Consider the following 15,209-nt stretch of genomic DNA (forward strand, 5'->3'; position numbering starts at 1 on the left):
TTCATCGTTGTATACTATATATATGTCGGAAAAAAAGATAACAGTATTAGACCTTCTTGACTTGGATTTAAAAGGCCAGGACTCGCTGAACATGAAGTGCATCGCGGGAAGATCCGGACTTTACAGGGAAATAACTGTTTCCGACATAAACCGCCCGGGACTTGCAATTTCCGGATTTTACGAATCTTTTGCTTATGAGCGCGTCCAGCTTTTTGGAAGAGGAGAATCCGCTTATCTTGGAAAGCTTGAATCTGAAGGAAATTTCGATCTTATAAAAAAATTCTTTACTTATGAAATGCCCTGCATAGTTTTTAGCCACAGCATTGAGCCTTCAGAATTTTTTCTTTCAGTCGCGGAATCTTCAAGATGCGCGGTTCTTCAGACTGACTTGATTTCAACGGATTTTTCACAGCGGCTTTTAAGAGTTTTTTCAAATATTTTCGCTCCAAAAAAAACGCTCCACGGAGTTTTTGTAGAAGTTTACGGCGTTGGAATTCTTCTTATCGGAGAAAGCGGCGTTGGAAAAAGTGAAACTGCGCTTGAGCTTGTTGAGCGCGGACATCGTCTTGTTGCGGACGACATTGTTGAAATAAGATGCGTAAACGGAAACTCAATTATCGGGCAGGGAGCAAACAAACTTATAAGCCATCACATGGAAATCCGCGGGCTTGGAATTATAAACATCGCGCAACTTTATGGAGTCGGCGCAATCCGTGAGCAAAAAGAAGTGCAGATGGTCATAAAACTTGAAGCCTGGAACCAAACAAAAGTTTATGACAGAATCGGAACAAAGGGAGCTTTTATAGATCTTTTGGGCGTAAAAATTCCGATTATAGAAATTCCTGTAAAGCCGGGACGAAATCTTCCAATTATAATTGAAGCCGCCGCAATGAATGAAAGACTAAAGACTATGGGCTATTATTCCGCGCAGGAATTCAACCAGAATATTTTACGTTGGATAGAAACTGGAGCCGCCCAGAGAGATTACTATGGAAAAGAAGACTCTTATTGAGTCCAAAAAATAAAAACAAAGGAAGTGCCACTGTGACAGAAAAAATTCTTACAGTTAGAAACCGCGCAGGAATCCACGCAAGACCTGCAGCATTGATTGCCCAGACAGCAAACAAGTTTTCATCAGAAATAATCCTCGAAAAAGACTCGACCACCGTAAACGCCAAGTCAATAATGGGTGTTATCACAATGGCGGCTGGATATAACACAAATATAACTCTAAAGGCTGAAGGTTCGGACGAGAAAGAAGCTGCCGAAGCTATCTTCAAACTTTTTGAAGCGAAATTTGAAGAGGAGTAGCCAATGAAAAATCTTACAGACCGGCAAAAGGAAGTTTTGGAATTTATCGCGCGCTTTACAGAAGAAAATGGTTATCCTCCGACTGTACGCGAAATTGGAGAAAACTTCGGGATTTCACTTAGAGCTGTGCAAGACCATATCGCCGCCTGCCAGAAAAAGGGCTACCTTTCACAGTGCCAGAAACGCTCACGCTCAATCCGTGTCTTAAAAGACGATGGGCTTGTAAGAGAAACAAAGCCGTTCTTGGCAAAAATTCCTCTGCTTGGAACTGTAGCCGCAGGAAAGCCTCTTCTTTGCGAGGAAAATCTTGACGGCTATGTAAACATCGCAGAGCCTTTTGTGCGTCCGGGAAAAAGCTATTTTGCCCTTCACGTCCGCGGCGCAAGCATGGCAAACGCAGGAATTCTTGACGGCGATCTTGCGATAATTGAACAGGCAGAAATCGCCACCGAAGGACAGATTGTTGTTGCCGTTGTAAACAACGCAATCACATTAAAAAGATTCTACCGTGAAGAGGAAAGAATCCGTCTTCAGCCAGAAAATCCAGATTTCCAGCCGATTTACACAAGAGATGTTCAGATTGCAGGAATAATGGTTGGACTTGTAAGAACATACTAGAATGGCAGAAACAGAAGTCTATCTTTTTACAGGTCCAGAAGCCGGTGAAAAAAACGAAGCAATAGAAAATCTACGGGATGCAGCCTCAAAGAAAAACAACGGGATTGAGCAGTACAAATATTACGCCGCCGATGTAAGAATTGAAGACATTGTAGCCCAGCTTCAAAATGCAAGCCTTTTTTCCCCGGCGCTTTTTATATCACTTAGAAATGCCGAGCAGATAAAACAAAAAAGCGACATTGAATCTCTTGTTTCCTGGATAAAGGCTTCTAAAAATTCTCCAAACACACTTGTTTTAATTTCCGAAGAAAATTCCATAGACAAAAAAATTGAAAGCGCAGTTCCTTCCAGCCACAAGAAAATTTTCTGGGAAATGTTTGAAAACAGAAAGCCTCAGTGGGTTGAAAACTTCTTCAGGAAAAACGGATTTTCTATTTCACCGGACGCAGTTGAACAAATTCTTGAAATGGTCGAAAACAACACGGAAAGCCTCAAGTCTGAATGCTCAAGATTTTTCTTTTGCTTTGAAAAAGGCACAACAATTACTTCCGATGACGTTGAAAAAATTCTTTCGCACAACAGAGAAGAAAATGCGTTTACACTTTTTGACTCAATGGCAGACATTTCAAAAAATCCACAGCAGCGTTTTGAAAGCTCACTGGAAATTCTTCAGAAAATACGCGCAACAAAAGAATCAAACGGAATCGCATTAATTGCAGGTCTTACATATTGCTTTAGGCAGCTGCGGCTGTGGCATTCGCTCCATTCAGACGGGAATTCTCCAGCCGACTCAGAGTTAAAGTCATCAGGGTTTTCAGGCAAGCGGAATCAGGAAAAATATTCAAAGGCAGCCAAAATCTGGACAGCAGGCACCGCATCTTCAATCCTCGCGCTTCTTTCCGCAACAGACATTTCAATCAGGGAAACAGGAACAGCCCTTGAAGAAACCTACCTTTATATGCTCATTTATTCAATTGTAATAAAAAACGGACTTTTCTGCTCCGTATGCGAATATTAAAAATAATGACATTTAAAACAAAAAAAGTCCGCCTGAAAACAAGCGGGCTTTCTTTTTAAAGCGGAACCTAATTATTTAGAGTAGAATTCAACAACAAGCTGTTCATTGATTTCTACAGGAATTTCTTCACGCTTTGGCATCATGATAAGTTTTCCAGAGAAAGCTTCTTCTGAAACTTCAATATAAGCAAGCGGACGGCGGTTTCCATTAAGGAAGCTTGTCTTAAACTGCTCATTTTTCTGGGCTTTTTCACAAAGTGCTACAACCTGACCTGGTTTTACCTGGAAAGACGGAATGCTGATTTTTTTGCCATCAACACGAACGTGTCCATGAGAAACAACCTGACGGGCCATGCGGATTGAATTTGCAAAACCAATGCGGTAAACAAGATTATCAAGGCGAGTTTCAAGACCAACAATAAGGTTTTCACCAGTCTTTCCTTCTTTTCTTGAAGCGATGTCGTAATAACGGCGAAGCTGGCGCTCAAGAATTCCGTAGTAAGCCTTTACCTTCTGTTTTTCGCAAAGCTGTTTTCCGTATTCAGAAGTTTTCTTTGACTTCTTAAAAGCCGGATCATTTGCTCTGTTCATTGCCTTTGGGTGTCCGCAGACATTTACACCAAGTCTTCTGCATTCCTTAAAACGAGGATTTCTTCTAGTTGCCATAATTTTTACTCCTATTCACCATGGTGATTTTCTCACCAATTTTTGCCGCGGTGAGGGATATAAATTAGTTTATAAATTATATAAAACTTTCAAACTAATTTCAATAGAGATTTTTTATAAGCTCCACAAATAAGTTTTTGGCAAAAAGACTCTGATTGTTGCGGCCGCGTGAGCTGGCACTTCTATAGTTACTTTGCAACAATCAGTGTGTAGCGCATTATTGCGCGATTTTGAACCAGGAAACCGTGTCTGGGAGACAGTTTTATGCTGAATACATTTATAATGCGTTTCTCCTGTTTATAAGTAAAAACCTTTCATAGTATTTTTTTAATATTTTCTATTGTTGAAAGAAGAATTATGAGTTATTATTGATATACTATGGCAATCGTTACAGCTCAGGTTATCAACCGCTATTACGAAAATTATAAAAACACAGAAATCACCTTTTCAAAGGAAATAATACATACTCTAAAAATGGATCCGCGTCAGGTTTATATAAAATGCAGCGGACTTCAATGGCCTTGCATTATAAATTCAACGTCATTCAGTCAGGCAAAAATAATACTCGGGACAAAAAGCGGAGCCTATGCAGTACTTTCAAATAAATCCGCACCACCAGTCAGCTTAAGATTTTGCTTTTACCAGCCAGACGGTCAACTGATGAGTTTTTTTGTTACGGCTAAAGTCTACCTGATTGAACCGTATATGAACAGCACCGATCTTTCCATTATTACAATTCAGTACACACAAAGACCGCCGGACGACTTGATTCTGATGATTGGAAACATTCTCGATGCTAATTTCAATGCGGCAAGAAGAAAAGAAGAGCGCATTCTTATAACCCAGGAATCAATGCGCAAGCTCGGACTTCAGAAAAAAGAAATTGTAATTTACATACAGAACGTTCCGCGCCATTGCATTTTGCAGGACTTGTCATTTGGAGGCGCAAGAATTGTTCTGCTTGGACTTGCAAAATTCCTTATAAACAAGGAAGCTCTTATTCAGCTTGAATTTGAAGATCCTCACGAGACAATTTCAATCCGCGGAATTATTGTAAGAACAGACTTTATAGAAGGCAGAAAGGACATTATTTCAGCAAGCATAAAATTTGCAGAAGATTCCATAAGCCTTGCATATAAAGTCCACATAAACAAATACATTGCAAACACAAAGCGCAAAGAGCTGGACAATAAGTTCACAGCCGGAGAGCTTGAAGATGCTCAGCCTGCGGACGAGATCAAGCCTGCATCTCCTGTTCAGCCGGAAAATTCAGCAACATAATTTTAGCAAGGAAAAAAATGGTTTCTACAAATTCACTGGATTCTATCTATTTTATAAAGCTGCCTGAAGGCTCTGTTCTTTCCCCAAAGGCAATGAAAATCAATCCTGAAATTCCGCTGCCTGTTCAGAAAAAAAATCCAGAAGATCCAGTTGAGCAAGATGCGGCAAAACTTTCAGAAGAGCAGATTCTCTCTGGCATTTTAACAGTTCTTGCTTATGACAAAAAAAATGAAAATTCAGAATATTACCGCAAGCTGATTACAGATGTCCGCCCCGGAATAAAAAAAGAGCTGGCAGAAGCCGCAATATTAAAAGCCCGCAACGAAGACTGGGATTTAGCGGAAGAAATTTGGCTGGCTGTAAACGGAATCGACCCGCAAGACAAAGCGATAATCCTGAATATGGCGATTTTCTTTGACCAAAAAGCGGACAGCTACCGGCGCAATTCCTTGAATGAAGATGCGGATGCTTATGACGAAGCTGCGCTTGACTACTACAAGCAGGCCATGGACAGCGACAAGGAAATTCCAGACGCATATTTTAACGCAGGCTTTTTTTACCTGAAAAAACGCGACTATGGCGAAGCGAAAGGCTGCTTTGAAAGCTACCTCGGACTTGTCGCAGATGAAAAAGACGAAGAACTTGGCGAAAACGGAATTTACAAAAAAGAGCGCGCGCAGGAAATCATCAATAAAATTTCAAACCGCAATTTGGAAAACGACAGGTTCCGCGATGCATATAAACTTATTTCAGAAGGTCAGGAAGAAAAAGGACTTGAAGAAATAAGAAAATTCATAAGGGACAATCCTGTTGTCTGGAACGCATGGTTTTTGCTTGGCTGGGGACTCAGGCGTCTTGGACGATTTGAAGATGCAAAACAGGCGTTTCTAAAAGCAAGAGAATGTGAAGGCGGAGATGAAAACGCAGACACATTAAATGAGCTTGCAATCTGCCAGATGGAAACAGGCGAACTAAAAGAAGCAAAAGAAACTTTGGTAGACGCGCTTTCAATGGATTCAGAAAACACAAAAATTATAAGCAACCTTGGCTGTCTGTGCTTAAAAATGAATCAGAATGAAGAAGCAAGAAAATATTTTGAAGTTGTCCTTGAAATCGACCCGGATGACAAAATTGCAACAGCGCAAATAGCAAAGCTAGATGCTGAAATTTAACGCGGCTTAATCTAAAACAATTTTATCGCCAGTTTTTATTCCAGTTTTTTCAAACCAACCCTGAGGAACCTCCAAAGCATATCTTACAGAACGAGTGCTTTTTACAGGCGCAAGGCTAAAAGGCGTCATATCAAAAATATTCTGAATTTTTCCAGATCTATCAATGTAGGCAATTGAAAGCGGATGCGGTGTGTTTTTCATCCAGAAACTTAAAACCTGATCTTTTTCAAAAACAAAGAGCATTCCTGTTCCTTCTGGAATATTTTTGCGGTTCATAAATCCGTAGTTGCGCTCTTCTTCTTTTTGGGCAATCTCGGCTTTTACAAAAACAGAATTGCCTGCTGAAGTTAAAATTTCAATTTCTTCTACAGAAAGATTAAATTTCTTATTCTGGCACGAAACAAAAAAAGGAAAAAAAACGCAAACCGCAAAAAATGCAAAAAACTTAAACTTTTTCATAAATCAAAGTCCTTCAAGGAATTCATCTCGCGCCATTTCTTCCGCGCTTTTATTTACAAGAGCCTTTGACTGCAAGTCCTCAAAAATTTTCCTGTCAGTATATTTTAAAGTCAGCGGACGTTCCAGCGACATAATTACGTTGTCGTCTTTCCATTCGGATTTTTCAGGATTAAGTGATGACGGATTTCCATATTTTTCAGTCAATGAGGAAAAGACAGAATAATGGTCAATTTTCGAGCGGCGCAAATTCAGTGTAATTGTGTAAAGCTTATCTTCGTAAAACTGAAACCAGCAACGGTCAAGAAATGAATACGGAGCATTTTTTGAAGTGTCGGTTTCTATTAAAGTCCTGTTTTCTCCAGGCAAAAGCGAAACATCCCTGTCGCCTCTGTAGCCAAAATTCAAATCTTTTTTTAAAGCCTCTTTTACCTGATCCACAGACATTCCAAGCTGTATTCCGCGATAGCCAAAAGGAAGCGAATCTTCAGCAAAAAAAGGGAAAGTCAAAAGCAATGCAAAAAAACAGATAAAAAAAGTTTTAATTCGCATGTCTTGAACTCTGTTTTCTATAAAATGCAGCTTGTTTTATAAGCTCCTCAACATCAGGCACATCAATTTTCCCGCCAACAATTTTTATATTCTGGTCATACTGAATCTGCCGGCAAGCTTCACCTTGCTGCTCACGCGGAATTGCACAAAGCTTAAACACATCCGTCAAAGAAAGTCCTGAATGATAAACGTTGCCTTTTACAAAAGGAACTTTTTGTTTTTCAATCTGAAGCGAAATCATGTCGATGAGTTTTTCTCTCAAATCGCCAAGTTGGGTATTTGCAAGCTGACGATGCATTGCCCAAAGACGTTCAGCAAACATCATCGTGAGTTTTGAAATCATCTGCGGCTGAGTTGTTACCATCTGATTGAAGTTAGCCATATTCACAACCATAAGACGGCAAGGTTCGTGTGCAATCGCACTTGCAGAACGCGGCTTATTTTCTAGCAATGCCATTTCGCCAAACATATCGCCTTTCTTTAAAAGCGCAAGAGTAACTTCGTTTCCGTCTACAACTTTTGAAATTCTCACAGAGCCTTCCTGAATTATAAACATATCAGCACCTTTCTGACATTCAGAAAAAATCATTGAGTCGGCAGGATACTCACGGAAAATTTCATTTGACGGCTCCAAGTAAGCGGCTTTTGCTCTTTGCCGCAAAGCAATAAATTTTCGCTTGGCATTTTCAATGTTGATTCCAGTTGAACACTGCTTTAAATACTGATAATATCCGTACAAAGCTATATTGTAATGTCCTGATTTTTCGTAATATTCCGCTATAGAAAAAAGAGATTCAGGTGAATCCAAAATAATATTTTTAAGCGTAAGCTTTGTAAGCCGGTCATTTACAATTCTCATGTCGCGGGCAAAAGAACGCACAATCTTCATAGCGACAGGCGTGTTTTTCATAATCAGCTCTGGATACTGGCTTTTATGAACCATGATTGCAACTACAGGCGTCAATGAAACAACATTTTTAGGCTGTCCATGACCGGACATACACGAAACTACTCCAATAAAGTCGCCAGGACCTAAAATTTCAGGAGTTGTTCCCGGAATTGCAACTTCACTAAAGCATTTTACCCTTCCGCTTTGGATAATAAAAAATCTGTCATTTGCAGAAGTTCCTTCAACAAGAATATATGAGTTCTGCTTAAAATTAACAAATGAAAGCTGAAGCAATTTCAAACCACCTTCTAAACAAAAACAACTTCACATTCCAGCATAAAACCAGTCCGCTCTTTCACTTTTTCTTGAGCAAGCCGAACAAGTTTTTTTATATCGGAGCAAGTTGCGTTTCCTGCGTTGATAATTATATTTCCATGCCACGGAGCTATTTGCGCCCCGCCGATTTTTGCACCTTTCAAGCCAGCCTCATCAATAAGTCTTCCGCTCGGCTCTCCAAAATCCCTGTTATTCTTAAAAACACTTCCAGAACTTGGAGCTTTAAAATGACCTTTTCGTTCTCTATCTTGTATAAAACTTTCGCACGCAGCTTTAAGCTCGGAGGCTTTTTCAGGCTGACATTTTTCTGCTTTAAAGGCAACTTTTGTTATAACAGCGGATTTTTCCATAAAAGGCGAATGTTTATAAGCCCACTGCGCACAATCTTTATTATTATGATACATTTTTATATGTTTCTCAAGAAATTTATAGGAATTTTCATCAAAATTTTCCAAGTCAAGATATTCCACAAATTCGATTTTTGAGCTTATATCATTTGAATAGCAACGGGCATTCATGTAGCAGGCTCCGCCGCAAGTTCCAGGAAGCCCCGCAAAAGATTCCATTCCAAGAATTCCATTTTCCGCAAAAAATTCCACAGCACGATTGGTTTCAACTCCAGAGCCACAAACTACAATTCCGTTTTCAAATTTAATAGAAGAAAACGCATTCATTGAAATAATAACACCGCAAAATCCTTCATCGCTTACAATTAAATTGCTTCCGCCGCCAAGAATAAAAAAATCCACGGAATTTTTCTTGCATTCTGAAATAACAAGCGCAAGTGAAAAAACATCTTCCGGCTCAACAAAAAGATCAGCATTTCCGCCGACTTTCATCGTTGTGTGAAGCCTCATCGGCTCATCAGGCAAAAACCGCCCTTTGTACAAGTTCTTGATATTTTCAACTATTTTGCGTATTCTGTTAGTCATTGCATTTCATTTTATAGAAAAAAATTAAAAAAATCGATAGTGGAAACAAGCACTTAATATAAAGCGCATAAGATTTTTCAACGGAGGAAAAAATGGCGTTGAGACTTTACAACACAATGGGCCGCAAGATAGAAGAATTCGTTCCGATTCACGAGGGTTTTGTGGGATTTTACGGCTGCGGACCGACCGTCTACAACTACGCGCACATCGGAAACCTCCGCGCCTACGTCTTTCTTGACACGCTTGACCGCACGCTCACTTTCCTCGGATACGACAAAAAGCACGTGATGAACATAACCGACATCGGACATCTTACAGGAGACGCAGACGAGGGCGAGGACAAAATGCTCAAGACGGCACAGGAACGCCACCAGTCGGTTCTTGAAGTCGCCAAATTCTACACGGACGCTTTTTTCAATGACATCGACAGGCTGAACATAATCAGGCCGGATGTCGTCTGCAAGGCGACTGAGCACGTCCAGGACATGATTGAGCTTATCAAGAGAATCGAAGCGAACGGACACACCTATATGTCCGGCGGAAACCTCTACTACGACGTTACGACCTACCCCGACTACGGAAAGCTCGCCAACCTGAATCTTGACGATTTGAAAGCCGGGGCAAGAATCGAAGTTGACCAGAACAAGCGCAATCCCTACGACTTTGTCCTCTGGTTCACAAAATCAAAATTTGAAAATCAGGCCCTGACCTGGGACTCGCCTTGGGGAAGAGGCTATCCGGGCTGGCACATCGAATGTTCCGCAATGAGCATGAAATACCTCGGTGAGCATTTTGACATCCACACGGGCGGAATTGACCACATTCCGATTCACCACACGAACGAAATCGCACAGTCGGAAGGCGCGACCGGCCACAAATGGGTTAACTACTGGCTCCACAACGAATTCCTTGTAATCGCAAAAGACAAAAAAGCCGCAGAATCTGGTCAGGCAGAAAAAATGTCAAAGTCTCACGGTAACTTTTTGACGCTTCAGTCATTAATAGACAAAGGCTACAATCCGCTTGACTACAGATTTTTTCTTTTGGGAGGACATTACCGCAAGCAAATTTATTTCAGCTGGGACGCAATGGATTCAGCAAAAAATTCAAGAACGGCTCTTGTTCAGCGTGTTGCCCGGCTTGCTCAAAATGCAGGTGGCGCAGATTCCCTGAACTATTCTAAAATATATTCAAAAGGCGAAGCTTGCAAAACTGAAAATCTGTCTGAAAAAGCAAAGGAATACATAGAAAAATTCCAAGCCGCTTTGGAAAATGACCTTTCAACTCCAGTCGCATTGAGCTGCATTCAAAAAGCAGTTAAAGACGGTTCTTTAAAGCCTGAAGAATCGCTTGAACTTGTGCGCAGAATGGACAGTGTAATTGGCTTGAACCTTGTAAAATCTGCCGCGGATTTTCTTGCTGAACAGGAAAAAGAGAAAAAAGCTTCCGTTCCAGACCATTCAGGAGATCCAGAGGCACAGGAAATTGACGCGCTTGTGGCAGAAAGAGTTGAAGCAAAAAAAGCAAAGAACTTTGCAAGAGCTGATGAAATCCGCAACATGCTTTCATCCCGCGGAATCATTATAACAGACACTCCAAATGGAGCAGTTTGGAAGCGTTCTTAAAAAAACAGAAAAAAATGTAACTAAACAGGACTTATTGTGTTTTCTTTTAATAAAAGCGAATCAGGCTCGATAAATTGCGCGGATTCAAAGGACTTTAGAAAATTATACGACTCTGCAATGGAACTTTTGTTCAAAGTTTCGTTTAAAATTGTAGAAGATGAAGAAGCCGCAGAAGATTTGGTTCACGACTCATTTATAAAGGCAAACGAAAAAGCAATGGTTTTTCCCTCTATAAATGACGCAGTTTTCTGGCTAATCAGAGTTGTAAAAAACGCTTCGCTGAATTATGCAAAACGAAAAGTCAGAGAGGCGAACGCTTACCACAAGGCGCTTTACGAAGGCCGTCAGCAAATGGAAAGCGGCGAAACAGAGCTTTTAAAAAAGGAAGCAAAAAAAATTGCCCTAGAAGCCTTAAATAAGCTTCCTGACAATTTAAAAGAAGTGCTTATTCTAAAAGAATATGCTGATATGAACTACAAGGAGATTGGCCGCCAGCTCGGAATCACAGAGGGGAATGTAAAGGTGCGGGTTTTTCGGGCAAAGGCACAATTACTAAAATTGATAGGAGAAGAAGATGTTTACTTGTCCTGAAGATGACATTCATTCTATCTATGCAGACGGAGAACTTCCCAAGAATTATGTCGCAGAATACGAAGCGCACGTAAATTCCTGTCCCAAATGTTCCGCCAAGCTAAAAAAATTCCTTGCGCTTAATTCAGTTTTTGCTGAAGACAAAGAATCCTTTCATTTTTCAAAGGATGATTTTGACTCAAGTTTTCAAAGGCTTGAAGCACGGCTTTCTTACAAAAAAGTTACTCAGGCAGGAAAAAATACGTTTAAATTTCCAAAGCCAAGCAGCGGCATAAAATATTTCGCAGCTGGAATTGCAGCGGCTGCAGTTTTTGCATTCGTTGTTCCAAGCGCAAAAAAAGCAAATCCGTTTGAAGGACAAGTTTCCGCATTTCAGCCTGTAGCGCGCACTTCAATTTCGTCAACGGCAAATCAGGTTAGCTCTGACGGAAATATCGACGTTTCAGTTTTGAATTCGATTTTAGCTTCCGACAATTCAGACAAAAACTTTTACACTTTGCCGGTTTCTTCAAATTCAGTTTCGGCAGTTCCTGTTCTTATAATCGGCGGATCAAATTTCAAGAAAATCGCGCTGATTCCTTCTCTAAAAAACTATGATGTTTTTTGTCCGCAGAACGAAAATTCAGAGAACCAAAACAGAAACAATGGATTTGCATTTCATGTTTCCTACCCTTTTTCAAATTTAAACTCAGGAAAATGAATTGGCAATTTTAAAATCTTATGCGAATCTCCTTAGAAGTTCTCCGCTGGCAAGAACAATAAGCTGGATAATTGTTGTTGCTTCCGCAATTTTCATATTTGGAATTTTGGGACGCAATGTAAAACGCAAGCCGGTGATAGATTCAATAATTCCGATGATTGGCTCGCCGGGCGATGAAATGACAATAGAAGGCAGCGGCTTTGGAGATTCAAGAGGCACTTCAAGCGTAGAAATTGCAGGCTCAAAAATCACTGCAAGCGGATATTCACTTTGGTCGGACAAAAAAATCAAATTTATAATTCCGCCAAATGCGCAGGACGGACTTGTAATCGTAGGAACTTCGGCAGGAAAATCAGAGCCTGCTTTTTTTGCAAATGAAAACGGAATTCCAGTCGCAGCAATTGCATCTCCTATAACTTCAATTCCTGTAATCACATCAATTTCCGCAGAAAGCGCAGTTACCGGTCAGACAATAATAATCCGCGGAATAAATTTCGGATCTTCAAAAGGAAAATCAAAAGTTTACTTTACAGCGAACCGGGACGAAACTTCATCTTTACATAGCTCGGAACAAAATGAAAATCAGGACAAAAACAACATTTTCATTCCGGCAACCGAAACTGACTTTGACTACATAGCCTGGACAGATTCTGAAATTTCTGTGAAGATTCCAGACGGAGCTTCAAGCGGATCAGTCTTTATAGAAACACCGCACGGAACAAGCGCGGCAAAAAAAATAAATGTGAATTTTCCTTATGGAAAAAAGCAATATTCAAACAGAAGGACTTACGTAATTCAGATTGCCGCCGATATTTCAAATCACGTTGCTTCTCAAGAAAGTTCTATTTTGCTTTACATTCCAAAGCCAGCGGTTTCTTCGTTCCAGCCGTTTGTTGAACTGAATGAAGTTTATCCAGAGCCGTTTATAGTTGACGACGCTTTTGACATAATTCACAACAAGCAACTGAACAAAATTACAAACAACAAGCAAAGATTCAGCCAGACATTCATTGTGAGCACTTTCGGAATAAAAGGAAATTTCAACCCAAAGAATCTAGGACAGTACAAAGACAAAGGCGGAATTTTGTACACAAAAAACACTTCCGCGGATGCTTGTGTTCCGTCGGATTCAAAAGCAGTTTCTTCGCTTATTGAAACAATTGTCGGACGCGAAAAAAATCCGTACAGGCAGGCAAAACTCATTTACAATTTTATGACGGAAAATTATGAAGTTTCTGAAAAAGTCCGCACAGGAAATATTTCGCCGCTTGATTTAATCCGCAGAAAAAAAGGCGACGCTTACGACTTTGCAATTCTTTACACGGCTTTGTGCAGAGCGGCAGGAATTCCTTCAGTTCCAGTGGCAGGAATTCTTGCGCAGGACAAGTCAAATGTAACTCCGCATTGGTGGACAGAGATTTACTTTGAAGGATACGGATGGCTGCCCGTTGATGTTTCTCTTGGAGCCGGACTTCCATTTTCTTCATTTATTGAAATAGCTGATCCAAAAGAATTTTATTTTGGCAATCTTGACAATCAGCATATAGCGTTCAGCAGAGGCTGGCATCAGATAAAGCAGTCATCTTTAAACAGTAAAATTGTTTACAGACCGCGCACTTATGCTTTACAATCTTTATGGGAAGAAGCTGGGGACAAAACTTCAAGCTACAGTTCTTTATGGAACAATCCTGTTATTCAAGGAATTTACTAAAATATATACGGAGAACAAAATGACTACAAAAGTTTTAAGCGTAGGCGGTTCAATAATTGCGCCTGACAAACCAGATGAAAATTTTCTTTTTGAATTCAGCAGCATGATTTGTTCTTGGCTTTCTGAAAACAAAGATGCACGTCTTATTCTTGTAGCTGGCGGCGGCGGACCTGCAAGAAACTATCAGAACTCATACAAAGCGGTTTCTGAAAAATTTGATGAAAACCAGAAGAAACTTTCAGCATTTGAAGATTCAGAAAAACTTAACTATGCCTGCGACTGGATTGGCATAATGGCAACTCGGCTCAATGCTCAGCTTTTAAAAACTGTATTCGGACCTTTGTGTAGCCAAGATGTTGTAACAGATCCTACAAAAGTCAGCGACTTTACAGGAAGAATTCTTATTGCTTCCGGTTGGAAACCTGGATTTTCAACAGACAATGACGCAGTTCTTCTTGCAGAGAGGTTTGAAGCAGACACAGTTGTAAACCTTTCAAACATCGAGAAAGTGTACACAGACGATCCGCGCAAAAATCCTGATGCAAAACCAATCGACAATATCTCTTGGAGCGATTTTAGAAAAATGGTTGGAGACGAATGGGTTCCGGGAAAAAACTGTCCGTTTGATCCAATCGCTTCAAAAAAAGCACAGGAGCTTGGCTTAAAAGTTATTTGCGCAGGCGGAAAAAACATCGGGAATATAAAAGCAGTTCTTGATGGAAAAAATTACATAGGAACAACAATTTCGTAAGCATGAAAAAAATTCAATTGCCGATTTTTATATTTTGTCTTTTGCTAACAGCAGTTTCATGCGTTTCAACAAAAGGACACAAAGAAATTTCAAGAAATCTTTCTGATCAAGGAATAAAATCAGAAAAGCAGCTTTATAATTTTTTTATGAGCGCAAATCCTTCAGCAGACAAAAAAGAAGTTGCACGGCTTGCAGCTCTTTATATTGAAGAAGCAAATGCGGAAGGAATAAACAGCGACTGTGCTTTTGTTCAAATGTGCCTAGAAACTGGATTTTTAAGATTCGGAAATCTTGTTACGCCGCAAATGCACAATTACTGCGGACTTGGCGCAATCGATGCAGAGCATCCAGGCGAAACTTTTGCAACGGAACAACTCGGAGTAAGAGCGCATATTCAGCACCTTCACGCTTATGCGACAAAAGATATTCCGCTGAACAACGAATGTATTGATACTCGGTATAAGTATGTGAATCCGCGCGGAAAATCTCCAACAATAGAAGGTCTTGCAGGAACTTGGGCGGCAGACAAAAGCTACGCTGTAAAGCTTGAGCAGCTTTTAGTTCGCCTTGAATCTTTTTAAACAGCTCTGAATTCTTATCC

17 protein-coding genes are annotated in these 15,209 nt (G+C 40.3%); 12 read left to right on the plus strand and 5 right to left on the minus strand.

The window, feature by feature from the left end; translation table 11 throughout:
- Positions 1-22 precede the first annotated feature (22 nt).
- From hprK to holA, 4 genes are read left to right on the plus strand one after another with little or no spacing between them, the layout of a single operon-like run.
- Positions 23-1,012 carry an HPr(Ser) kinase/phosphatase gene (gene hprK / locus TRESU_RS11565; RefSeq protein ID WP_013702388.1) on the plus strand — a complete coding sequence of 330 codons (990 nt, stop codon included), beginning with the start codon at positions 23-25 and terminating at the stop codon, positions 1,010-1,012.
- 32 nt (positions 1,013-1,044) lie between these two features.
- The gene (locus TRESU_RS11570; RefSeq protein WP_013702389.1) at positions 1,045-1,311 is read left to right on the plus strand and encodes an HPr family phosphocarrier protein; all 267 of its coding nucleotides are present in this window, start codon (positions 1,045-1,047) and stop codon (positions 1,309-1,311) included.
- A 3-nt stretch (positions 1,312-1,314) separates the two neighbouring features.
- Complete coding sequence (lexA, locus tag TRESU_RS11575; RefSeq protein ID WP_013702390.1) at positions 1,315-1,929, plus strand: transcriptional repressor LexA; 615 nt, start codon at positions 1,315-1,317, stop codon at positions 1,927-1,929.
- Position 1,930: 1 nt separating this feature from the next.
- The gene (holA, locus tag TRESU_RS11580; protein WP_013702391.1) at positions 1,931-2,947 is read left to right on the plus strand and encodes a DNA polymerase III subunit delta; all 1,017 of its coding nucleotides are present in this window, start codon (positions 1,931-1,933) and stop codon (positions 2,945-2,947) included.
- A gap of 71 nt (positions 2,948-3,018) precedes the next feature.
- Here the strand turns inward: holA and rpsD are convergent, their stop codons facing one another.
- Entirely contained in the window at positions 3,019-3,612 is a 594-nt protein-coding gene (rpsD, locus tag TRESU_RS11585) for a 30S ribosomal protein S4 (protein ID WP_013702392.1), read from the minus strand.
- 378 nt (positions 3,613-3,990) lie between these two features.
- On the opposite strand from rpsD, the gene TRESU_RS11590 reads away from it, so the two are divergent.
- Both TRESU_RS11590 and TRESU_RS11595 read left to right on the plus strand, forming a co-directional pair.
- Positions 3,991-4,893, plus strand: a complete 903-nt coding sequence (locus TRESU_RS11590; protein WP_013702393.1) for a PilZ domain-containing protein — start codon at positions 3,991-3,993, stop codon at positions 4,891-4,893.
- A gap of 17 nt (positions 4,894-4,910) precedes the next feature.
- Entirely contained in the window at positions 4,911-6,065 is a 1,155-nt protein-coding gene (locus tag TRESU_RS11595; protein WP_013702394.1) for a tetratricopeptide repeat protein, read from the plus strand.
- 6 nt (positions 6,066-6,071) lie between these two features.
- On the opposite strand, the gene TRESU_RS11600 is transcribed toward TRESU_RS11595, so the two are convergent.
- The 4 genes from TRESU_RS11600 to murB are packed head-to-tail and all read right to left on the minus strand — an operon-like array spanning position 6,072 to position 9,230.
- A complete protein-coding gene (locus TRESU_RS11600) occupies positions 6,072-6,524 on the minus strand; it encodes a DUF192 domain-containing protein (RefSeq protein ID WP_013702395.1) in 453 nt (150 codons plus the stop codon).
- Between the two features lie 3 nt (positions 6,525-6,527).
- Positions 6,528-7,073 (minus strand): hypothetical protein, encoded by a 546-nt coding sequence (locus TRESU_RS11605; protein ID WP_013702396.1) that lies wholly within the window; start codon positions 7,071-7,073, stop codon positions 6,528-6,530.
- Complete coding sequence (locus tag TRESU_RS11610) at positions 7,063-8,262, minus strand: Crp/Fnr family transcriptional regulator (protein ID WP_245535675.1); 1,200 nt, start codon at positions 8,260-8,262, stop codon at positions 7,063-7,065. The genes TRESU_RS11605 and TRESU_RS11610 overlap by 11 nt, the downstream gene beginning before the upstream one ends.
- Positions 8,263-8,270: 8 nt before the next feature.
- Positions 8,271-9,230 carry a UDP-N-acetylmuramate dehydrogenase gene (gene murB / locus TRESU_RS11615; RefSeq protein WP_013702398.1) on the minus strand — a complete coding sequence of 320 codons (960 nt, stop codon included), beginning with the start codon at positions 9,228-9,230 and terminating at the stop codon, positions 8,271-8,273.
- Between the two features lie 92 nt (positions 9,231-9,322).
- On the opposite strand from murB, the gene cysS reads away from it, so the two are divergent.
- From cysS to TRESU_RS11645, 6 genes are read left to right on the plus strand one after another with little or no spacing between them, the layout of a single operon-like run.
- On the plus strand, positions 9,323-10,855 hold the full coding sequence (gene cysS, locus TRESU_RS11620; RefSeq protein ID WP_013702399.1) for a cysteine--tRNA ligase: 1,533 nt from the start codon (positions 9,323-9,325) through the stop codon (positions 10,853-10,855).
- Between the two features lie 36 nt (positions 10,856-10,891).
- The gene (locus TRESU_RS11625; protein WP_013702400.1) at positions 10,892-11,446 is read left to right on the plus strand and encodes an RNA polymerase sigma factor; all 555 of its coding nucleotides are present in this window, start codon (positions 10,892-10,894) and stop codon (positions 11,444-11,446) included.
- On the plus strand, positions 11,430-12,146 hold the full coding sequence (locus tag TRESU_RS11630; protein ID WP_013702401.1) for an anti-sigma factor family protein: 717 nt from the start codon (positions 11,430-11,432) through the stop codon (positions 12,144-12,146). Before TRESU_RS11625 ends, TRESU_RS11630 begins: the two co-directional genes overlap by 17 nt.
- A gap of 1 nt (position 12,147) precedes the next feature.
- Entirely contained in the window at positions 12,148-13,857 is a 1,710-nt protein-coding gene (locus TRESU_RS11635; protein ID WP_013702402.1) for a transglutaminase domain-containing protein, read from the plus strand.
- Between the two features lie 19 nt (positions 13,858-13,876).
- Positions 13,877-14,608: a UMP kinase gene (pyrH, locus tag TRESU_RS11640; protein WP_013702403.1), complete on the plus strand. Its 732-nt coding sequence runs from the start codon at positions 13,877-13,879 to the stop codon at positions 14,606-14,608.
- Between the two features lie 2 nt (positions 14,609-14,610).
- The gene (locus TRESU_RS11645) at positions 14,611-15,189 is read left to right on the plus strand and encodes a glucosaminidase domain-containing protein (protein ID WP_013702404.1); all 579 of its coding nucleotides are present in this window, start codon (positions 14,611-14,613) and stop codon (positions 15,187-15,189) included.
- Positions 15,190-15,209: the final 20 nt, after the last annotated feature.

It is taken from the genome of Treponema succinifaciens DSM 2489, from assembly GCF_000195275.1.
Classification (GTDB): domain Bacteria; phylum Spirochaetota; class Spirochaetia; order Treponematales; family Treponemataceae; genus Treponema_D; species Treponema_D succinifaciens.